This is a genomic window from Nocardioides sp. GY 10113 (assembly GCF_004919105.1).
Lineage (GTDB): Bacteria > Actinomycetota > Actinomycetes > Propionibacteriales > Nocardioidaceae > Nocardioides.
The window spans coordinates 44539-64418 of the sequence record NZ_STGK01000005.1; the positions used below are offsets into that span (position 1 = coordinate 44539).

The window sequence follows — 19880 nt, forward strand, 5'->3', positions numbered from 1 at the left end:
CCTCACCAGCCGAGCTCGCGCAGCCGCCGGTCGCCGATCCCGAAGTGATGGCCCACCTCGTGGACCACCGTGCGACGGACCTGGTCGACGACCTCGCCCTCGGTCGCGCAGCGCGCGGTGATCGCGCGCCGGTAGATGGTGATCCGGTCAGGCAGGACGCCGCCGTACGACGACGTCCGTCGGGTCAGCGGGATGCCCTGGTAGAGCCCGAGCAGGCCGGGGCGGCCGCCGTGGTGGTCGACGGTGACGGCGACGTTGTCCATCAGCCGGCCGAGCTCGGGCGGCAGCCCGTCCAGCGCCTCGGCGACGTACTCCTCGAACCGCTCCGGCTCCACCTCGACCATGGTCCGAGTCTCCCCCCACCGCTCAACGTCGTGGCGGCGCGGCGGGCCGCCGCGCCCCGAGACGCGCACCGCGGTCAGGTGTAGTCGAAGACCAGCCGGGCCGGCACCGAGCCGGCGAGCACCTCCGCGACCGCCTCATTGACGTCCTCCAGGCGCCGGGTCTCGGCGATCACCCTCGTCCGGCCCAGTGCATGCAGGCGGAAGACCTCGGCCAGGTCCTCGCGGGTGCCCACGATCGAGCCGATCACGCTGATCCCCTTGAGCACGGTGTCGAAGATCGGGATCCGCATCGGCCCCGCCTCCTCCGGCGGCAGCGCGACGCAGACCAGGCGGCCACCACGGCGCAGCGAGGCGAAGGCCTGCTCGAACGACGCGGGGCTCACCGCCAGCGCGATCGCGACGTCGGCCCCGCCGAGGTCGGCGATCGCCTCGACCGGATCGACCTTCGCCGCGTTCACCCCGTGGTCGGCACCGAGCTCGGCGGCCAGCGCGAGCTTGTCGTCGTCGATGTCGACCGCGACCACCTCGGCGCCGACGAGCCGTGCGTACTGCACCGCCAGGTGCCCGAGGCCGCCGATGCCGAAGACCGCGACTCGCTCGGCCGGGCTGATCCCGGCGACCTTGATCGCCTTGTAGGTGGTGACGCCGGCGCAGGTCAGCGGTGCCGCGTCCAGGGAGGAGACGCCGTCCGGGACGGGGACGGCGTAGTCGGCCGACGCCAGCGCATACTCCGCCCAGCCCCCGTCCACGGAGTACCCGCTGTTCTGCTGGGCCTCGCAGAGCGTCTCCCACCCGCTGATGCAGTGGTCGCAGTGCCCGCAGGCCTCGCCCAGCCAGGCAATGGCGACGCGGTCGCCGACGGCTCGACTGGTGACCCCGGCGCCGAGCGCGGTCACCGTGCCGACCCCCTCGTGGCCGGGCACGAACGGCGGCGTGGGCTTGACGGGCCAGTCGCCGTGCGCGGCGTGGATGTCGGTGTGGCAGAGCCCGCAGGTCTCCAGGCGTACCAGCACCTGTCCCGGCCCGGGCTCGGGTATCGCGCGCTCCTCGAGCGCGAGCGGCGCCTTGAACTCGGTGACGACGGCAGCCTTCATGGGTTCCTCCCTCGGGGCGATCGGTCCTCCTGGAGTCCAGCCAACGCGGGGGCGGCGTCCGCGGGCAGGGGCGAAGGTCCCGCCCGGCACCCCGCGAGGACCCTCCCGCTCGGCCCGTGCCCCGACGATGCTGGAGCCGTGACGGTCCCGACGATGAAGGGGTGGCAGACCACGGGCGACGGCGCGCTGCACTACGTCGACCTGCCGGTGCCCAGCACGGCTGAGGGTGAGGTGCTGGTGCGCGTGGAGGCGTGCGGCGTGTGCCGCACCGACCTGCACGTGCTGCACGGCGAGCTGCCGCCGCACCGGCCGCGGGTCGTGCCCGGGCACGAGGTGGTCGGGACGGTGGTGGCGGTCGGGGGCGATGTCGGCGGGGTGGCCCTCGGCGACCGGGTCGGCGTGCCGTGGCTGCGCAGCACCTGTGGCACCTGCCGCTGGTGCCGCACCGGTCGCGAGAACCTCTGCGAGCGCTCCGGCTACACCGGCTGGGACGTGGACGGCGGCTATGCCGAGTACGCCGTCGCGTCGGCCGCCTACACCTACCCGGTGCCGGCTGCCCTGGACGCCGCGCAGGCGGCACCGCTGCTGTGCGCCGGGATCATCGGCTACCGAGCCCTCAAGCGCGCCCGGCTGCCCGCGGGCGGGCGGCTCGGACTCTACGGCTTCGGCGCGAGCGCCCACCTCACCGCGCAACTGGCCCTCGCGCAGGGCGCGGAGGTGCACGTGGTCACCCGGGACGCGTCCGCGCGTCGGCTGGCGCTGGAGCTCGGGGCCTCGTCGGCGCTGCCGATCGGGAGCTCGCCGCCACCGCTGGATGCCGCGATCGTGTTCGCCCCGGCGGGCGAGGTGGCCCGCGACGCGATGGCGGACCTCGACGCGGCGGGCACGCTGGCGCTGGCCGGGATCTACATGACCGAGATCCCGCCGTTGGACTACGACCGCCACCTGTTCCGCGAGCGCACGGTCACCAGCGTCACCTCGAACACCCGGGCCGACGGCGTCGAGCTGATGCGCCTCGCGGCGCGGCTCGGCGTGGCCGCCACGGTCACGACCTATCCGCTGGACCGTGCCGAGGACGCTGTCCGTGACCTCGCGGCGGACCGGGTGCACGGCGTCGCCGTGCTCGACCTCCGCGGCTGACCCGTCGCCGGCTCGTGGGCGGTCACCCGGTCTCCTCGGTGGGGGCGACGGCCCCCGCGAGCGCGTCGCCGGTCGCGACGCGGTGCGCGCCGGCGTACACGTTGAAGGAGGAGCCGCGCAGGAACCCGACCAGCGTCATGCCGTGCTGCTCGGCGAGCTCGACGGCCAGCGTGGAGGGCGCCGAGACGGCGGCCAGGGTCGGGATGCCGGCCATCAGGGCCTTCTGCACGAGCTCGAACGAGGCGCGCCCGCTGACCATCAGCACGCTGCCCCGCAGGGGCAGCCGGCCGTCGAGCAGCGCGCGCCCGACGACCTTGTCCACCGCGTTGTGCCGGCCGACGTCCTCCTGCACGTCGAGCAGGTCGCCGTCGGTGGTGAACAGGCCGGCGGCGTGGAGGCCTCCGGTGCGGTCGAAGACCCCCTGGCCCGCCCGGAGTCGGTCGGGGAGCGCGGTCAGCGTGTCGACGCCGATCGCCGTGTCGTCGTCGGCGACGCTGAACCTGGTGGCGGCGCGGACGGTGTCGAGGCTGGTCTTGCCGCAGACGCCGCACGAGGACGTCGTGGTGAAGCTCCGGGTCAGCTCCGGCGCCGGGGGAGGCGTCCCCGGTGCGAGCGAGACGTCGACGACGTTGTAGCTGTTCCTGCCGTCCTCGCCGGCGCCCGCGCAGTAGCGGAGCGAGGCGATCTGGTCGGCGCGGTGCACCACTCCCTCGCCGGTGAGGAAGCCCGCGGCGAGCGCGAAGTCGCTCCCCGGCGTGCGCATGGTGACCGTCAGGGCGCGCCCGTCGACGCGGATCTCCATCGGCTCCTCCGCCACGAGCGTGTCCGTGACCCGCACCGATCCACCGTCGCGGAACCGCACCACCGGTCGCCTCGCCGTCACCCGTCCCACCTGGCACCTCCCTGTGCACCGAACCTACCCACCGGGGCAGGACGCGCGCGCCGATCCTGGCCCGCTCGGCGGTGCGGTGACGCTAACCTCACCGGGTGCCGCTGCTGCGTCGTCTCCTCAACCGCTCCGTCCACGCGGCCTGGCGCCGGCTGGAACGCCTCGGCGACGTGGCGCCGGGCACCGACCTGGCCGCGACGTTCGCCGACTTCGGTCGGGGGAGCTGCCTGGGCTTCCCGATCGAGGGCCTGTTCGGCGCGGAGTCGATCCACATCGGCGTGGACACGCTCATCGGCCGCTACTGCACGCTGTCGGTCGGGTACGGACCCGGCCAGCACTCGCTCCCGGCGCGCGGCCTGGTCATCGGGGACCGCTGCGTGATCGGCGCCCGAGCGTGCCTCACGGCCCACGACTCGATCGAGATCGGCGACGACGTCTGGTTCGGCAAGGACGTCTTCGTCTCCGACGCGAGCCACGGCTACCGGGACCTCCAGGTGCCGATCGGCCGCCAGTTCGGCGAGCACCTCCCGGTGCGGATCGGCGACGGCAGCTGGATCGGCCACGGCGCGATCATCCTGCCCGGCACCACCATCGGGCGTCACGTCGTGGTCGCGGCGGGGTCGGTGGTGCGCGGCGTGATCCCCGACCGCGCCGTGGTCGCCGGCGTGCCCGCTCGGGTCGTACGGCGCCACGAGGACGGGGTGGGCTGGGTCCGTCCAGCGGACCCCGAGGTGGCCACGACCGCGGCGTTGGAGCCGCTCCAGGCGCTGGAGTCCCAGGTCGGCTGACCGGCCGCTCGTGGCCTCGTGCCGTGACCGGCCGGAGCGGTCGGGTCAGCGGCGGCGGGCGGCGCGGAACGCGTCCTTGGGTGAGACCGCGGCGCTGTAGAGGAAACCCTGCGCCTGGTCGCAGCCGCGGTCGCGCAGGTAGCTCTCCTGGGCCTTGGTCTCGACGCCCTCGGCGACGACCGTCATGCCGAGCCCCTGGGCCATGCCGACGATCGCGTCGATGATCGGCGCGCGGTCGCTCGTGGGCGGCAGACCCCGCACGAACGTCCGGTCGATCTTCAGCTTGTCCATGGGGTAGCGCGCCAGGTAGGCGAGGCTGGAGTAGCCGAGACCGAAGTCGTCCACCGCGATCCCGACGCCCAGCTCGCGCAGCCGGTGCAGTGTCTCGGTCACGTGCCGACGGTGGTCCATCAGCACACCCTCGGTGATCTCGAGCTCGAGCTGGCCCGGGGCGAGCCCGGTGCGCTCGAGGATGGAGGCGACCGTCTCCACCCAGCCGTCGTGCCGGAACTGGTGCGGTGAGGCGTTGACCGCCAACCGCATCGGCCGGCCGATCTCGGCCTGGATGCGCACGATGTCGGCGCAGGCCCGCTCCAGCACCCAGGCGCCGAGCTCGACGATCATCCCGGTCTCCTCGGCGACGGGGATGAACCGGTCCGGTCCCACGTTGCCCAGGGTCGGGCTCTTCCAGCGCGCCAGCGCCTCGAAGCCGACGGTGCGTCCGCTGGCGAGGTCGATCTGAGGCTGGTACGCCACGGAGAGCTCGCCGTCGCGCAGCGCCTGGCGCAGTGCGGAGGCCAGGGAGAGCCGCTCGTTGGCGTCGATGCGCATGTCCTCGTCGAACCACTGGAGCTGGTTGCGCCCCGACGACTTGGCGTAGTACATCGCCGTGTCCGCGTTGCGCAGCACGACCGACGGCTCCGAGCCCTGCCGGGGGAAGTACGCGCCCCCGATGCTGAAGGTGGTGGTGAGGTCGTGGCCGAGCACGGTCATCGGCCGGGTCAGCTCGTCGAAGAGGGCGGTGGCGACCGCGGGCAGTGCGGTCGCCTCGCGCAGCACGACCACGAACTCGTCGCCTCCGAAGCGGGCGACGAGGCTGTGGTCGTCGGCCCAGGTCCGCAGCCGCTCGGCGACCTCCAGCAGCACGCGGTCGCCGACGTCGTGGCCCAGCGAGTCGTTGACGCGCTGGAAGTGGTCGAGGTCCAGCAGCAGCAGGGCGCCGTCGGTGCCGGACTCGATCGCCTCGGCGATGGCTCCGCCGAGGTGGCGCTCGAGCAGGCTGCGGTTGGGCAGGTTGGTCAGGGCGTCCTGCGTGGTCATCCGCCGTACGGCGTCCAGCGCCTCGCGCCGGGCGGTGATGTCGTGCGCGACCACGAGGTATCCGGTGAGCACGCCCGCCGGGTCCCGGAGCTCGCTGACTGCCTGGTTCACGTGGATGGTGGTGCCGTCGCCGCGTCGGTACTCGACGTCGCGCGGCGAACCGACGCGTTGCGCGAGCGGGGGACCGGTGTCCTCACCGGAGGCGGGCTCATCCGTCCCCGTGAGCTCGAGGTCGTGGATCGGGCGGCCCAGGAGGCAGCTGGCGCTCAGGCCGAGCAGCTGCTCAGCCGCCGGGTTGGCCGCGATCACCGTGCCGCAGCGGTCCGTGGCGAGTGCGCAGAACGGGATCGCCTCGAGGAAGGAGCGGCGCAGCCCTGCCTCGAGGCGCGCGCGCTCGCGGAGCCGTCCGCTGATGTCGGTCACCGAGGTGATGATGAACATGCGGTCGTCGAGGCGCACCGAGCTCACGCCGGCCTCGACGGGGACCTCGGTGCCGTCGCTGCGCAGGGCCAGGAACTGGCGGCCGTCGCGCATCTCGCGCGGGACGCGCACCTCCGAGTTGGTGACGTACGACGTGCGCATGGTGGCGTGCCGGGCCCGGTGACGCGCCGGCAGGAGCTCGGTCGACGCCATCCCGATCAGCGTGGAGACCGGGTACCCGTAGAGGCGCTCGGCCTGGGCGTTCGCGTAGACGATCCGACCGGCCTCGTCGGTCACCAGGATGACGTTCGGAGCGGCTCCCACCAGCTCGCGCAGGCGCACTTCCAGGTCGATCGCGGGAGTCGCGACCTGGGTCCCCTCGGAACGTCCGCTCATGTCCCTTCCTTCGTCGTCCGTCAACCGGTCCACGAAGGTCGGTGGCGTGATGGCGGTGAGGCTACTGGTTCGTCAGTCAACGCGTGTGGCAAATGCAAATGTCGTGTCGGGACGATGGGGAGAGATCACGTCCCACTACTCTCGCGAGAGTGACCGCGCCTGACTGGACCCCCGCCGCTCTCCCTCAGCGACCTGCCCGGATCGATCAGTTCGCCTCGCTCCAGGGGATCGACGGCGAAGGCTCCGGGACCGAGCGCTACGACCGGCTCTGGCGGTGGTCGGTCGCCGAGCCGGACGCGTTCTGGCGCGCCGTCGCGGACTACCTGGGGGAGGACCTGCCGGGACCGGCGCTGGCCGAGGAGCGGATGCCGGGGGCCGACTGGTTCCCCGACGCGCGGCTCAACTACACCGCCACCGTCTTCCGCGATCGCCCGGACGACGAGGTCGCGGTGATCGCCTGCACCGAGGACCCCAGCGCCACCGTGCGCCTCACCTGGGCCCAGCTCCGGGACCAGGTGGCCAGCCTCGCCGCGACGTTCCGCGACCTCGGCGTCAGCCGCGGCGACCGGGTGGTCGGCTTCCTGCCGAACGGCGCCGAGGCCGTGGTCAGCCTGCTCGCGACCGCCAGCGTGGGTGCCACCTGGGCGGTGTGCGGGATGGACTACGCGGCCTCCGCAGCCCGCGCCCGCTTCGAGCAGCTGGAGCCGACGCTCCTGGTGCACGCCTCCTCCTACCTGCACGGCGGCCGGCCCCACGACCGCGGGGACGTCGTCGCCGAGCTGGTCGGTGCGCTGCCGAGCCTGCGCGCCACCCTCGAGATCGGCACGGACGGGTGGGCCGCCGCGGTGGGCCGGGACGCCGAGCTGACGCCCGAGCCCGTCCCGTTCGACCACCCGCTCTGGGTCCTCTTCTCATCGGGAACCACCGGGCGCCCGAAGGGCATCGTCCACGGACACGGCGGCGCCGTGCTGGAGCAGGGCAAGCTCGCCGCGCTGCACTTCGACCTCGGTCCCGGCGAGCGGCTGCTGTGGTACACGACGCCGTCCTGGATGATGTGGAACTTCCTGGTCGGCGCCCTGCTGACCGGTGCCAGCGTGGTGGCCTACGACGGGTCGCCGGCGCGCCCGGGGCCGGACGGGCTGTGGGCGCTCGCCGCCGAGCACGAGGTGAGCGTGCTCGGCATGAGCCCCGGGTACGTCGCGGCGTGCCAGAAGGCAGGGGTCGGACCGGCCGGGCACGACCTTCACGGACTGCGCATGGTCGGCATCTCCGGGTCGACGTTCCCGGCGGGCAGCCACCGCGAGCTCCAGGCCAGCCTGGGGACGGGGGTGCAGATCTGCTCGATCAGCGGCGGTACCGACGTGGTCAGCGCGTTCGTCGGGGCGGTGCCGACCGTCCCGGTGTGGGCCGGCGAGCTCTCCCGGCCGTGCCTCGGTGTGGCGCTGGACGCGTACGACCCGGCGGGCCACCCGGTGCGCGGTGAGGTCGGTGAGCTGGTCGTGACCCGTCCGATGCCGTCGATGCCGGTGGCCTTCTGGGACGACGCCGACGGTTCGCGCTACCGGGAGGCCTACTTCGACACGTTCCCCGGGGTGTGGCGTCACGGCGACTGGATCACCCTGACCGACCACGGCTCGGTGGTGATCCACGGCAGGTCGGACGCGACCCTGAACCGCAACGGCATCCGGATGGGCAGCGGTGACATCTACGAGCCGGTCGAGGCCCTGCCGGAGGTGGCCGAAGCACTGGTGATCGGGGTGGAGCAGCCCGACGGTGGCTACTGGATGCCGCTCTTCGTCGTCCTCGCCGAGGGGGCCGAGCTCGACGACGCCCTGCGGCAGCGGATCACCACGGCGATCCGCACGCACGCCTCGCCCCGCCACGTGCCCGACGACGTGTACGCCGCGCCCGGGATCCCGCACACGCGCACGGGCAAGAAGCTCGAGGTGCCGGTCAAGAAGGTGCTGGCCGGCAAGGACCTCTCCGGTTCGTTCGACCCCGGCAGCGTCGATGCCCCGGACCTGCTGGAGTGGTACGCCGAGGTCGCCCGGCAGCGTCGCGGCTGAGCCCGGGCCGAGGTCGGCGGCACCTCCGAGTCTCCCGGGCCGCGAGCTCGTCGGCCGGCCGTTCGGCACGGCGTTCGGCACGGCGTTCGGCACGGCGTTCGGCACGGCGTTCGGCGGGGCCGATGTTCGCGTGAACGCGGGCCCGTGGCCGATCCACCGGTAGAATCAGACTCCCTGTTCCACCTTCGAAGGACCACACACTCGATGACACCCTGGCTTCTGCTGGGAATCGCCATCCTGCTCATCCTCGCCTGCGGTCTCTTCGTCGCCGCGGAGTTCGCCTTCGTCACGGTCGACCGTGGCCAGGTCGACCGCGCGGCGGAGTCCGGCGACACCTCTGCCATCGGTCTGCAGCGCGCGCTGCGATCGCTCTCCACGCAGCTGTCCGGAGCGCAGGTCGGGATCACCCTCACCAACCTGGGCATCGGCTTCCTGGCCGAGCCCGCGATCGCCGAGCTCCTGCGCGCCCCGTTGACCGGCATCGGGGTGCCCGACTCCGCGGTCAGCCCGGTCGCGGTGGCCTCGGGCCTGGCGATCAGCACGGTGCTGACCATGCTGATCGGCGAGCTCGTGCCCAAGAACGTCGCGATCGCGCTCCCGCTGGCCACCGCGCGTGCCACCCAGCGCCCGATGCGCCTGTTCACCGCGGCCTGCGCGGTGCCGATCCGGGGTCTCAACGGCAGCGCCAACGCGATCGTGCGCCGGCTGGGCATCGAGCCGCAGGAGGAGCTGCGCTCGGCGCGCAGCTCGACCGAGCTCGCCTCGCTGATCCAGCGCTCCGCCCACGAGGGGACGCTGGACGCGGACACCGCCGAGCTGATGGAGCGCTCGGTGGAGTTCGGGTCCCGGACCGCGGGCGAGATCATGACGCCGCGGGTGCGCACCCGCTCGCTCGGCGAGCAGGACCGTGCCAGTGCGGTGATCGCGCTGACCCGTGAGACGGGGCACTCGCGGTTCCCGGTGCTCGACGAGCAGGACGTCGTGGTCGGCACGGTGCACGTGAAGAACGCCGTGGCCCTGCCCCTGCACGAGCGCGCGACGGTCAAGGTCAAGCACCTGATGGCCCGACCGATCGAGGTCCCCGACACCCTCCGCCTCGACCCGCTGCTCGCCCTGCTGCGCGAGGACGGGTTCCAGATGGCGATCGTGCTCGACGAGTACGGCGACCACGCCGGGATCGTGACGCTGGAGGACGTGATCGAGGAGATCGTCGGCGACATCGCCGACGAGCACGACCGGCTCGGCGCCCGCGGCCGGCTGCGGCGCGACGGGTCCTGGTCGCTCTCCGGTCTGCTGCGGCCCGACGAGGTGGAGGACCTGACCGACGTGCCGCTGCCCGAGGGCGAGGACTACGACACGATCGCCGGCCTGGTGCTCAAGGTGCTCGGGCGGATCCCGGTCGCCGGTGACAGCGCGAGGGTGCCGCTCAGCGACCTCGACGAGGACGGCGAGGCGGTCGGCCGCACCGCGGTGCTGACCGTCGACCACATGGACGGACTGCGCATCGACCGGCTGTCGATGCGGGTCGAGGCGCACCCGGCGATGCCGGAGGAGGACCGATGAGCGACCTGTACGGCATCGGGCTGGCCGTCCTGCTGCTCCTGGCCAACGCCTTCTTCGTCGGCGCCGAGTTCGCGCTGATCTCCGCACGGCGCAGCCAGATCGAGCCCATGGCCCACGAGGGCTCGCGCATGGCGCGCACCACGCTGCGCGCGATGGAGAACGTCTCGGAGATGATGGCCGGCGCGCAGCTGGGCATCACCATCTGCTCGCTCGGCCTCGGTGCCGTGGCCGAGCCCGCGCTCGCGCACCTGCTGGAGCCCGGGATCGAGGCGCTCGGCCTGCCGCACGAGGCGGTGCACCCGATCGCTTTCGTGGTCGCGCTCGCCGTGGTGGTCTTCCTGCACGTCGTGCTCGGCGAGATGGTGCCGAAGAACATCGCGCTCGCCGGTCCCGACCGGGCGGCGCTCGTCCTGGGGCCGCCGTTGCTCGGCCTGGTGACCGTGCTGCGGCCGGTGATCGCCTCCATCAACGCGATGGCCAACGGCATCCTCCGCCTGCTGCGGATCGAGCCGAAGGACGAGGTGGCGAGCACCTACACCCGCGAGGAGGTGGCTGCGCTGGTGGAGGAGTCGCGCGGTGAGGGTCTGCTCGGCGACGGCGAGTACGACCGGCTCTCCGGTGCCCTCGGGTTCACCGAGAAGACCGTCGACGCGGTGATGATGGCCCCGGACCGGCTGGCCACGGTCGTCCGCGGTTCGACCGGGGCCGAGGTCGAGGCGCTGTGCGCGAGCACGGGCTTCAGCCGCTTTCCGGTGGTGGACGGCGCCGAGGCGCCGGAGCTGATCGGCTACCTGCACATCAAGGACGTCCTCGAGCCCGACGAGACCCGACGGCAGCGTCCCGTGGCGGACCGCTGGATCCGGCCGTTCGCCAATGTCACCCAGGGCAGCCAGCTGCACGAGGTGCTCGAGGTGCTCCAGCGTCGCGGTGCGCACATGGCCCGCGTCGTGGACACCTCCGGCACGACGCTGGGCGTGGCGGCGCTGGAGGACGTCATCGAGGAGCTGGTCGGGGAGATCCGCGACGCCGCGCACTCCGATGACCAGGCTGTGACGGGGGCTGACTAGGGTGACCACCGTGGCGGATCGGGAGAGCAGGCTCGAGCGCGCCTCCGGGCGGGTGCTGACGGTGCCCAACCTGCTGAGCATCCTGCGGCTGCTGCTGGTCCCGCTCTTCCTGTGGCTGATGCTGGGGCCCGAGGCCGACGGCTGGGCGCTGGTCGTCCTGGCGGTCTCCGGGGTCACCGACTTCCTGGACGGCTGGCTGGCCCGCAAGCTCGACCAGACCTCGCCGCTGGGCCAGCTCCTGGACCCGGTCGCCGACCGCCTCTACATCCTCGCCGTGGTGGTCGGTCTGGCGCTGCGCGACGTGATCCCGTGGCCGGTGGCGTTGGCCCTCCCGCTGCGCGACCTGCTGATGTGGGGCCTGGTCCCGCTGCTGCGCACCCGTGGCTACAGCGCGCTTCCCGTGCACTTCCTCGGGAAGGCAGCGACCTTCAACCTCCTCTACGCGTTCCCGCTGCTCCTGCTCGGCGAGGGCGACGGCACCGTGGCCACGCTGGCGCTGGTCTTCGGCTGGGCCTTCGCCGCGTGGGGCATCGGCCTCTACTGGTGGGCGGGGCTGCTCTACGCCTGGCAGGTGCGCACGCTCCTGGCGACCGTCGAGCGGGCACCGCGCCGGAAGGGGTCGGGCCGTGACTGACGTCACCGACCGGGCCCGGACGCCGCTGCTGACCCTGATCACCCAGGAGTCGCTGGACCAGGAGTACCAGGCCGTGGCCGACCGCCGCGGTCCCGGCGCGTCCTTGCGCCGTGTCTCGCGCGTCGGCGTGATCGCCGTCCTCGGCGCCTTCGCGCTGCTGGTCACCGTCGCGGCGGTGCAGACCTCGCGCAACGCGGCCGACCAGGACGCGAGCCGCGCGGCGCTGATCGCCCGGATCGAGAGCCGGCGCGACTCCGTCCACGACGCCCAGGGGCGCCTCAACGCCCTGCGCGAGCAGAACGCCCTCGACGAGCAGTCGCTGCGCGAGCTCGGCGACGAGCTCGCCGCGTTGGAGGCCCGGCGTGCTCGGATCGGCGCCGCCGCGGGCTTCACGCCGGTGGTCGGTCCGGGCATCCGGGTGACGGTCGACAACACTGCGCGGACCGCCCCCGGCAACGTCGTCCGTGACTCGGACCTCGCGGTGCTGGTCGACGCGCTCTGGTCCGCGGGAGCGGAGGCGATCGCGATCAACGGCCACCGCCTCACGGCGCGCTCGGCGATCCGGAACTCGGGTACGCCGATCGAGGTCAACAGCACCGGGATCGCTCCGCCGTACTCCGTCGTGGCGGTGGGCAACGTGGACCGCCTCGCCGCGGACTTCATCGAGTCCGACGCCGGCCAGGACTTCCTGGCGCTGGTGAACCAGTTCGCCTTCACCTACGAGGTGGACAACCTCTCGCAGGTCCGCCTGCCTGCCGCGCCCGTGGGGTTGCTCAGGCTACGGTCTGCGCGGGAGCTCTCGAACGAGGGCGCGGAACGACAGGGAGGCGGTGCGGCGTGATCGCGGTTCTGGGGCTGCTGGCGGGGGTCGCGCTCGGGCTGGTCTTCCAGCCCGACGTGCCGGTCGGTCTCGAGCCCTACCTGCCGATCGCGGTGGTCGCCGCCCTGGACGCGGTCTTCGGTGGCCTGCGCGCCTACCTCGACGGCATCTTCGACGACAAGGTCTTCGTCGTCTCGTTCGTCAGCAACGTGGTGATCGCCGCCGGCATCGTCTACCTGGGCGATCGACTGGGGGTCGGCGGCCAGCTCTCCACCGGCGTCGTCGTTGTCCTGGGCATCCGGATCTTCACCAACGCCGCCGCCATCCGAAGGCACGTCTTCCATGCTTGACGAGACCGACCAGCGCGCGGCCGAGGGCGCCGAGGAGTCGGTCGAGGAACCGACGGAGCAGCCGGTCGACGAGCCGACCGACGAGCCGACCGACGAGCCGACCGACGAGCCGACCGACGAGGCTGCGACGCAGGCGCCCGTGGCGGACCCGGCGCCGGAGGAGTCGACCCGGCGCACGTCGCCGGGCACCCCGGGCAGCCGCGTCGTGGCGGCGCTGCGCAACCCGACCCGGCGCCAGGTCGTGGTGGCGGTGCTGCTGGCCATGGTCGGCTTCGGGGCGGTGACGCAGGTGCGGATCGCCGGCGTCGAGGACAACTACGCGGGGCTGCGGCAGCAGGACCTGATCGACGTCCTCAACGCGTTGGCGGGCGCCCGGCAGCAGGCCGAGAGCGACGTCGACCGGCTGGAGACGGTCCGCGACGACCTGCGCAACGACAGCACCAAGCGACGGACGGCGCTCGAGCAGGCTCAGGGCGAGGTCGACGACCTGAACGTGCTGGCCGGTCTCGTGCCGGTCACCGGGCCCGGCATCCGGATCACGATCACCGAGGTGGACGGCACCGTCCGGCTCTCGTCGATGCTCGACACCGTGCAGGAGCTGCGCACCGTCGGCGCCGAGGCGATGCAGATCAACGGCAAGATCCGGATCGTCGCGCAGACCTCGTTCGCCGAGACCGACGGCGGGTTCCTGGTGGACGGGGAGCTCGTCGAGGCCCCGTTCGTCATCGACGTGATCGGCGACCCGGACGTGCTGAGTGCGGCGATGGTCTTCGCGTTCGGCCCGCGGCAGCAGCTGCGCGACGACGGAGCCGAGGTCGTGGTCACCAAGCTGTCCTCGCTCGACATCGAATCGGTGCGCGACAACGCCGATGGGCGCTTCGCGGAGCCGGACCCCGACCAGTAGCCTTCTGACCCGGGGCCACCGTCACGGTGGCCCGGACCAGCAGCGGCACCCGAGGAGCGCGCACCGTGAACCCCACGAACCTGAAGTACACCGCCGAGCACGAGTGGGTCGCAGAGGCGGGCAGTGCCCCGGGGTCGGTCCGGGTCGGCATCACCGACTTCGCCCAGGACGCCCTCGGCGACATCGTCTACGTGTCCCTCCCGGAGGTCGGCGAGGCCCTGACCGCCGGCGCGCCCTGCGGCGAGCTGGAGTCCACCAAGTCGGTGAGCGACATCTACGCGCCGATCGACGGCGAGGTCGTCGCGCGCAACGACGCACTCGACGCCACGCCGGAGCTGGTCAACAGCGACCCGTACGGCGAGGGCTGGCTCTTCGAGGTCGTCCCTTCGGTCGAGGGCGCGCTGGCCGATCTGATGGACGCCAGTTCCTACGAGGCCCAGCTCGGTTCCTGATCATCCGGCGCCGGGCAGGGTGTAGGTTCGAACCATCCACCTCACTGTCAGGGTGAGGGTTGTGCCTGAGGAGGCTTGATGCCGTTCTGCACCAACTGCGGTCGGCAGAACCCGGACGATGCGCGGTTCTGCTCCCAGTGCGGTACGCGGCTGGTGATCGCGGAGTCCGCGCCGACCGAGACCCCGGATCCCGCCGTCTCGCCGATGACCGAGACCACCGCGACGATCCAGTTCGGCGGCGGCGACAAGGTCGAGACGTCCGACCGGGCGCTGAACCCGGTCGATGCGGCGGCCGTCGACGCGCTGCCGCTCGGTCACGCCCTGCTGGTGGTGCAGAAGGGTCCGGGGGCGGGCAGCCGCTTCCTCCTCGACCAGTCCGAGGTGACCGCGGGCCGTCACCCCGACAGCGCGATCTTCCTGGACGACGTCACGGTCTCGCGCCGGCATGCGACGTTCCGCCGTGAGGCCAACGGGTACACGGTCGCGGACGCGGGAAGCCTCAACGGCACCTACGTCAACCGCGACCGGATCGAGCAGGTGCTGCTCAAGGACAGTGACGAGGTCCAGATCGGCAAGTACCGGTTGGTCTACTTCGCCGGGCACGAGAGCGCCTGATCTCGATGGTTCCCGCTCGCCCGGATCCGGCGCCCAGATCGGTCGCCGCCCGGGAGCTGTTCAACATCGGGCAGGTGCTCGACCTGCTGCGCGAGGACTTCCCGTCGGTGACGATCTCGAAGATCCGGTTCCTCGAGGAGCAGGGGCTGATCAAGCCCGAGCGCACCCCCGCCGGCTACCGGAAGTTCGCCCACCGCGACGTCGAGCGCCTGCGGTACGTGCTGCGCATGCAGCGCGACCACTACCTCCCGCTCAAGGTGATCGGGGAGCACCTCGACGCGATCGACAGCGGCCTGGCGCCGCCGCCGATCGAGCCGGTGGTCCCGGTGGTGCCGCAGGTGCAGCTCGGTGCCGACGGCGTGCCCACGCCGGAGTCCTTCCGGCGCCGCGACCAGGTGCGGCTCTCCCGGCAGGAGCTGATCAAGATCTCGGGCATCGACGAGGACCTGCTGACCGCGCTCGAGGGCTTCGGGCTGATCGTGGGGTCGGCGACCGGCCACTTCGACAGCGACGCGCTGGTCGTGGCGCAGACCGCGCGCGAGCTGGGTGACTTCGGCATCGAGCCGCGTCACCTGCGCGCGTTCAAGGCCGCCGCGGACCGCGAGGTCGGTCTGATCGGTCAGATCGTCGCGCCCGTGCGCCGCGGCCGCGACGCCGCGGCGGCGGCTCGGGCCGAGGAGGCCGTCAGCGAGATCGCCGCGCTGTCGGTCAAGCTGCACGCCACGCTCGTCAAGGCCGGGCTCCGCCGGCTCTGAGGTCCCACCGCCGTCCCCGGCTGTGAGTACGCTGGAGCCATGCGCGAGGTCGACGTCATGGGTGTCCGGGTGGAGATGCCGTCCAACCAGCCGATCGTGCTGCTGCGCGAGGTGAGCGGGGATCGCTACCTGCCGATCTGGATCGGCGCGGTGGAGGCGACCGCGATCGCCTTCGCGCAGCAGGGCGTGGTGCCCCCGCGCCCCCTCACCCACGACCTGATGAAGGACATCCTCACCGCGACCGGCAACGACCTGGAGCAGGTGCGGATCACCGACGTCCGTGACGGCGTCTTCTTCGCCACGCTGGTCTTCAGCTCGGGCGCCGAGGTCAGCGCCCGACCGTCCGACTCGATCGCGCTCGCCCTGCGCACGGGCACCACGATCTACTGCGACGAGGGGGTGCTCGACGAGGCGGGCCTCGCCGTGCCCACCGAGGAGGAGGACGAGGTCGAGCGTTTCCGTGAGTTTCTCGACCACGTCTCTCCCGAGGACTTCGAATCGACGTAACGTTCATGTTGAGGGTGAGAGTTTTCGCGACACGCCCCGTAGGTCTTTGACCCCCTTCGGGGGCACCCGTAGCGTCATCTCTTGCCCACCTGGAACCACGGAGGACCGAGTGAACGAGCAGCAGCCGAAGACGGCCCATGACCCTGCGGCATCCGCCGCCGCCGAGGAGCAGGGCCTCCTCTTCACCGACGACGTGTCGCCGCTGCCCAGCGACCTCGGCTACCGCGGTCCGACGGCGTGCAATGCCGCCGGCATCACCTACCGGCAGCTCGACTACTGGGCGCGTACCGGCCTCATCGAGCCCAGTGTGCGCGGTGCCAGCGGCTCCGGTTCGCAGCGGCTCTACAGCTTCCGCGACATCCTGATCCTCAAGGTCATCAAGAGCCTGCTCGACGCGGGCATCTCGCTGCAGCAGGTGCGTACCGCGGTCGGTCACCTCCGTGACCGGGGCACCGACGACCTGACGCAGGTCACGCTGATGAGCGATGGCGCCTCGGTCTACGAGTGCACGAGCAACGACGAGGTGATCGACCTCCTCCAGGGCGGCCAGGGCGTCTTCGGCATCGCGATCGGTGGTGTGTGGCGGGAGATCGAGGGCACGCTCTCCTCGCTGCCCAGCGAGCGTGCCTCGGACGGCTCGTCCTCCACCGGCGCCGACGAGCTCGCGGCTCGACGAGCCGCCCGCAACGCGGTCTGATCGTTCCTCACTGATAGGCTCTCCCGCGCCGTTGATGCTGCGCGGGAGAGTCTGTTCTCTTTTTCGGGATCGGGCGCCGAAGGGGCAATTCCTCCCCGGAACCTCTCAGGCACCAGGACTGCGCGGACCAGGCAACTCTGAAGTCGCGACGAGGCGATGACAGAGGGGGAGGGCTCGAGCGTCCGATCCGAGGAGCCTGAACCCGTGACCTCTCTTTCCGCCGGCCAGCCGGCCGACCTCTCTCCCTTCGTCGCCCGCCACCTCGGCCCCGACGACGTCCAGGTCGCGAGCATGCTCGCGCGCCTCGGCTTCGACTCCCTGGACGATCTGATGGATGCCGCGGTGCCCAAGGGCATCCGCGGCGGCGACCCACTGGCGCTCGGCCCCGGCGCGGACGAGGAGGAGACCGCCGCCGCGCTGCGCGCGCTCGCCGCGGCCAACGAGCCCGGCGAGGCGATGATCGGCCTCGGCTACCACTCGACCGTCACGCCCGCCGTGATCCGGCGCAACCTGTTCGAGGACCCGAGCTGGTACACCGCGTACACGCCGTACCAGCCGGAGATCTCGCAGGGCCGCCTGGAGGCCCTGATCAACTTCCAGACGATGGTCTCCGACCTCACCGGCCTGCCCACCACCGGGGCGTCGCTGCTGGACGAGGGGACCGCGGCCGGCGAGGCGGTGGCGCTGGCGTTCCGGGCCAACCGCAAGGCCTCCGGGCCGTTCGTGATCGACGCGGACGCGCTCCCGCAGACCATCGACGTGGTGCGTACCCGCGCCGCCGGCATCGGCGTGGAGGTCGTCGTCGCCGACCTCACCGACGGCCTGCCGGACGGCCCCGTGTCGGGCGTCCTCGTGCAGTACCCGGGGGCCTCCGGGCGGGTGCTCGACCCTCGTCCGCTGATCGAGCAGGCCCACGAGCGCGGCGGGCTCGCCGTGGTCGCCGCCGACCTGCTGGCCCTCACCCTGCTCGAGGCGCCGGGTGCGCTCGGTGCCGACGTCGTCGTCGGCTCCGCCCAGCGGTTCGGCGTGCCGCTCTTCTACGGCGGCCCGCACGCGGGCTTCATGAGCGTCCGCGCCGGCCTCGAGCGTCAGATGCCCGGCCGCCTGGTCGGGGTGTCGATCGACGCCGAGGGCCGCCCGGCGTACCGGCTGGCCCTGCAGACCCGCGAGCAGCACATCCGCCGCGACAAGGCGACCTCCAACATCTGCACGGCGCAGGTGCTGCTGGCCGTCGCCGCCGGCATGTACGCCGTCTACCACGGCCCGGCCGGGCTGCGGTCGATCGCGAGCCGGATCCACGAGCTGACCGGTCGCGCTGCCGCGTCGCTGCGCGAGGCCGGCCTCGAGCTGGTCGAGGAGACGTTCTTCGACACCCTCGGTGTGCGCGTCCCGGGACGGGCCGAGCAGGTGGTCGCCGAGGCCCGTGTCCAGGGGCTGCACCTGCGGCTGATCGACGCCGACACGGTCGGCATCTCCTTCGGCGAGACCGCCGGTGCCGGGACGCTGCGCGCCCTGCACGCGGCCTTCGGCATCACCCCGAGCGCTGTCGAGCCCCTCGCCGGCCTGCCGACGGGCCTGGCGCGGGAGACCGAGTACCTGACCCACCCGGTCTTCACCACGCACCACAACGAGACCTCGATGCTGCGCTACCTCAAGCGCCTCGCGCGTCGCGACTACGCGCTGGACCGCGGGATGATCCCGCTCGGCTCCTGCACGATGAAGCTGAACGCGACCACCGAGATGGAGCCGATCACGCTGTCCGGCTTCGCCGACCTGCACCCCTTCGTGCCGGCCGACGCCGCGACCGGCTACCGGCAGATGATCGAGCAGCTCGAGGGTTGGCTGGCCGAGGTCACCGGCTACGACCGCGTCTCGATCCAGCCCAACGCCGGCGCCCAGGGCGAGTACGCCGGCATGCTGGCGATCCGGGCCTACCACGTCGCCCAGGGCCAGGGGCAGCGCGACGTGTGCCTGATCCCCGCCTCGGCCCACGGCACCAACCCCGCCTCCGCGGTGATGGCCGGGATGCGGGTGGTCGTGGTGAAGTCCGCTGACGACGGCACGGTCGACCTCGACGACCTGCGGGCTCAGTGCGCCGCGCACGCCGACGACCTGGCCGCGATCATGGTCACCTACCCCTCGACCCACGGGGTCTACGAGGAGACCATCACCGAGCTGTGCGACATCGTCCACGAGCACGGCGGCCAGGTGTACATCGACGGCGCCAACTTCAACGCCCTCCTCGGCTACGCCAAGCCCGGCAAGTTCGGCGGCGACGTCTCGCACCTCAACCTGCACAAGACGTTCTGCATCCCGCACGGCGGCGGTGGCCCGGGCGTCGGACCGGTCGCCGTCCGCGAGCACCTGGCGCCCTACCTGCCCACCCACGTGCTGCACCCGGACGCCGAGCGTCGCGAGGGTGTGGGGGCGATCAGCGCCGCGCCGTACGGCTCCGCCGGGATCCTGCCGATCTCGTGGGCCTACGTCTCGATGATGGGGGCCGCCGGACTGACCCGCGCCACCGCGGTGGCGGTGCTCTCGGCCAACTACGTCGCCGCGCGTCTCGGCGAGCACTTCCCCGTGCTCTACCGTGGCGACTCCGGCCTGGTCGCGCACGAGTGCATCCTCGACCTGCGCGAGATCACCAAGCAGACCGGGGTCACGGTCGACGACGTCGCCAAGCGGCTCATCGACTACGGCTTCCACGCGCCGACGATGTCGTTCCCGGTCGCCGGCACGCTGATGGTCGAGCCGACGGAGTCGGAGGACCTGGCCGAGCTGGACCGCTTCATCGACGCGATGATCGCCATCAAGGGCGAGATCGACCGGGTCGCGGCGGGGGAGTGGGCCGCCGACGCCTCGCCGCTGCGGCACGCTCCGCACACCGGTGCGGTGCTGACCGGCGACTGGGACCGCGCCTACCCGCGCGAGCTCGGCGCCTTCCCGACCGGCTTCGACGCGGACAAGTACTGGCCGCCCGTCGCCCGGATCGACCAGGCCTACGGCGACCGCAACCTGGTCTGCTCGTGCCCGCCCATGGAGGCGTACGCCGACTGACC

19 protein-coding genes and 1 riboswitch are annotated in these 19880 nt (G+C 72.4%); of the genes, 15 read left to right on the forward strand and 4 right to left on the reverse strand.

The features are described 5' to 3' along the window. Positions 1-2 precede the first annotated feature (2 nt). Positions 3-344: a metallopeptidase family protein gene (locus E8D34_RS07965; protein ID WP_136594098.1), complete on the reverse strand. Its 342-nt coding sequence runs from the start codon at positions 342-344 to the stop codon at positions 3-5. Positions 345-418: 74 nt separating this feature from the next. Beyond that, positions 419-1438, reverse strand: a complete 1020-nt coding sequence (gene adhP / locus E8D34_RS07970; RefSeq protein ID WP_136594099.1) for an alcohol dehydrogenase AdhP — start codon at positions 1436-1438, stop codon at positions 419-421. Positions 1439-1576: 138 nt separating this feature from the next. On the opposite strand from adhP, the gene E8D34_RS07975 reads away from it, so the two are divergent. Further along, entirely contained in the window at positions 1577-2578 is a 1002-nt protein-coding gene (locus E8D34_RS07975) for a zinc-binding alcohol dehydrogenase family protein (protein WP_240771220.1), read from the forward strand. Positions 2579-2600: 22 nt separating this feature from the next. Here the strand turns inward: E8D34_RS07975 and fdhD are convergent, their stop codons facing one another. After that, on the reverse strand, positions 2601-3470 hold the full coding sequence (gene fdhD / locus E8D34_RS07980; RefSeq protein WP_206056611.1) for a formate dehydrogenase accessory sulfurtransferase FdhD: 870 nt from the start codon (positions 3468-3470) through the stop codon (positions 2601-2603). A gap of 95 nt (positions 3471-3565) precedes the next feature. Here fdhD and E8D34_RS21525 point away from each other — a divergent pair, with 95 nt between their 5' ends. Then, complete coding sequence (locus tag E8D34_RS21525) at positions 3566-4255, forward strand: acyltransferase (RefSeq protein ID WP_276606588.1); 690 nt, start codon at positions 3566-3568, stop codon at positions 4253-4255. Between the two features lie 45 nt (positions 4256-4300). Here E8D34_RS21525 and E8D34_RS07990 read toward each other — a convergent pair whose 3' ends face one another. Then, positions 4301-6391: an EAL domain-containing protein gene (locus tag E8D34_RS07990; protein ID WP_136594101.1), complete on the reverse strand. Its 2091-nt coding sequence runs from the start codon at positions 6389-6391 to the stop codon at positions 4301-4303. A 149-nt stretch (positions 6392-6540) separates the two neighbouring features. Here E8D34_RS07990 and E8D34_RS07995 point away from each other — a divergent pair, with 149 nt between their 5' ends. The 13 genes from E8D34_RS07995 (at position 6541) to gcvP (ending at position 19878) form a co-directional block, all read left to right on the forward strand. Beyond that, the gene (locus E8D34_RS07995; protein WP_240771222.1) at positions 6541-8457 is read left to right on the forward strand and encodes an acetoacetate--CoA ligase; all 1917 of its coding nucleotides are present in this window, start codon (positions 6541-6543) and stop codon (positions 8455-8457) included. Between the two features lie 204 nt (positions 8458-8661). Further along, positions 8662-10020 (forward strand): hemolysin family protein, encoded by a 1359-nt coding sequence (locus E8D34_RS08000; RefSeq protein WP_136594103.1) that lies wholly within the window; start codon positions 8662-8664, stop codon positions 10018-10020. Continuing rightward, positions 10017-11087 carry a hemolysin family protein gene (locus tag E8D34_RS08005; protein ID WP_136594104.1) on the forward strand — a complete coding sequence of 357 codons (1071 nt, stop codon included), beginning with the start codon at positions 10017-10019 and terminating at the stop codon, positions 11085-11087. Before E8D34_RS08000 ends, E8D34_RS08005 begins: the two co-directional genes overlap by 4 nt. A 10-nt stretch (positions 11088-11097) precedes the next feature. Then, positions 11098-11721: a CDP-alcohol phosphatidyltransferase family protein gene (locus E8D34_RS08010; protein ID WP_136594105.1), complete on the forward strand. Its 624-nt coding sequence runs from the start codon at positions 11098-11100 to the stop codon at positions 11719-11721. After that, positions 11714-12562 (forward strand): DUF881 domain-containing protein, encoded by an 849-nt coding sequence (locus E8D34_RS08015; protein WP_136594106.1) that lies wholly within the window; start codon positions 11714-11716, stop codon positions 12560-12562. Before E8D34_RS08010 ends, E8D34_RS08015 begins: the two co-directional genes overlap by 8 nt. After that, the gene (locus E8D34_RS08020) at positions 12559-12891 is read left to right on the forward strand and encodes a small basic family protein (RefSeq protein WP_136594107.1); all 333 of its coding nucleotides are present in this window, start codon (positions 12559-12561) and stop codon (positions 12889-12891) included. The genes E8D34_RS08015 and E8D34_RS08020 overlap by 4 nt, the downstream gene beginning before the upstream one ends. Beyond that, positions 12884-13795 (forward strand): DUF881 domain-containing protein, encoded by a 912-nt coding sequence (locus E8D34_RS08025; RefSeq protein ID WP_136594108.1) that lies wholly within the window; start codon positions 12884-12886, stop codon positions 13793-13795. Before E8D34_RS08020 ends, E8D34_RS08025 begins: the two co-directional genes overlap by 8 nt. Positions 13796-13860: 65 nt before the next feature. Then, the gene (gcvH, locus tag E8D34_RS08030) at positions 13861-14247 is read left to right on the forward strand and encodes a glycine cleavage system protein GcvH (protein ID WP_136594109.1); all 387 of its coding nucleotides are present in this window, start codon (positions 13861-13863) and stop codon (positions 14245-14247) included. Positions 14248-14325: 78 nt separating this feature from the next. Further along, positions 14326-14862 carry an FHA domain-containing protein gene (locus E8D34_RS08035; RefSeq protein WP_136594110.1) on the forward strand — a complete coding sequence of 179 codons (537 nt, stop codon included), beginning with the start codon at positions 14326-14328 and terminating at the stop codon, positions 14860-14862. Between the two features lie 5 nt (positions 14863-14867). After that, entirely contained in the window at positions 14868-15617 is a 750-nt protein-coding gene (locus E8D34_RS08040) for a MerR family transcriptional regulator (RefSeq protein WP_136594111.1), read from the forward strand. A 39-nt stretch (positions 15618-15656) separates the two neighbouring features. Then, a complete protein-coding gene (locus E8D34_RS08045) occupies positions 15657-16124 on the forward strand; it encodes a bifunctional nuclease family protein (RefSeq protein WP_136594112.1) in 468 nt (155 codons plus the stop codon). A gap of 109 nt (positions 16125-16233) precedes the next feature. After that, on the forward strand, positions 16234-16821 hold the full coding sequence (locus E8D34_RS08050; protein WP_136594113.1) for a MerR family transcriptional regulator: 588 nt from the start codon (positions 16234-16236) through the stop codon (positions 16819-16821). A gap of 32 nt (positions 16822-16853) precedes the next feature. Beyond that, a riboswitch (glycine riboswitch) is annotated at positions 16854-16952 on the forward strand. 73 nt (positions 16953-17025) lie between these two features. Beyond that, the gene (gene gcvP, locus E8D34_RS08055; RefSeq protein WP_276606589.1) at positions 17026-19878 is read left to right on the forward strand and encodes an aminomethyl-transferring glycine dehydrogenase; all 2853 of its coding nucleotides are present in this window, start codon (positions 17026-17028) and stop codon (positions 19876-19878) included. The last annotated feature ends 2 nt before the right edge of the window (positions 19879-19880 follow it).

What these genes read in the sequence shown, in the direction of transcription:
- E8D34_RS07965 (WP_136594098.1), bottom strand. Translation starts at nt 344, where the DNA reads ATGGTCGAGGTGGAGCCGGAGCGGTTCGAGGAGTACGTCGCCGAGGCG.
- adhP (WP_136594099.1), bottom strand. Translation starts at nt 1,438, where the DNA reads ATGAAGGCTGCCGTCGTCACCGAGTTCAAGGCGCCGCTCGCGCTCGAG.
- E8D34_RS07990 (WP_136594101.1), bottom strand. Translation starts at nt 6,391, where the DNA reads ATGAGCGGACGTTCCGAGGGGACCCAGGTCGCGACTCCCGCGATCGAC.
- E8D34_RS08000 (WP_136594103.1), top strand. Translation starts at nt 8,662, where the DNA reads ATGACACCCTGGCTTCTGCTGGGAATCGCCATCCTGCTCATCCTCGCC.
- E8D34_RS08005 (WP_136594104.1), top strand. Translation starts at nt 10,017, where the DNA reads ATGAGCGACCTGTACGGCATCGGGCTGGCCGTCCTGCTGCTCCTGGCC.
- E8D34_RS08025 (WP_136594108.1), top strand. Translation starts at nt 12,884, where the DNA reads ATGCTTGACGAGACCGACCAGCGCGCGGCCGAGGGCGCCGAGGAGTCG.
- E8D34_RS08035 (WP_136594110.1), top strand. Translation starts at nt 14,326, where the DNA reads ATGCCGTTCTGCACCAACTGCGGTCGGCAGAACCCGGACGATGCGCGG.
- E8D34_RS08040 (WP_136594111.1), top strand. Translation starts at nt 14,868, where the DNA reads ATGGTTCCCGCTCGCCCGGATCCGGCGCCCAGATCGGTCGCCGCCCGG.
- E8D34_RS08045 (WP_136594112.1), top strand. Translation starts at nt 15,657, where the DNA reads ATGCGCGAGGTCGACGTCATGGGTGTCCGGGTGGAGATGCCGTCCAAC.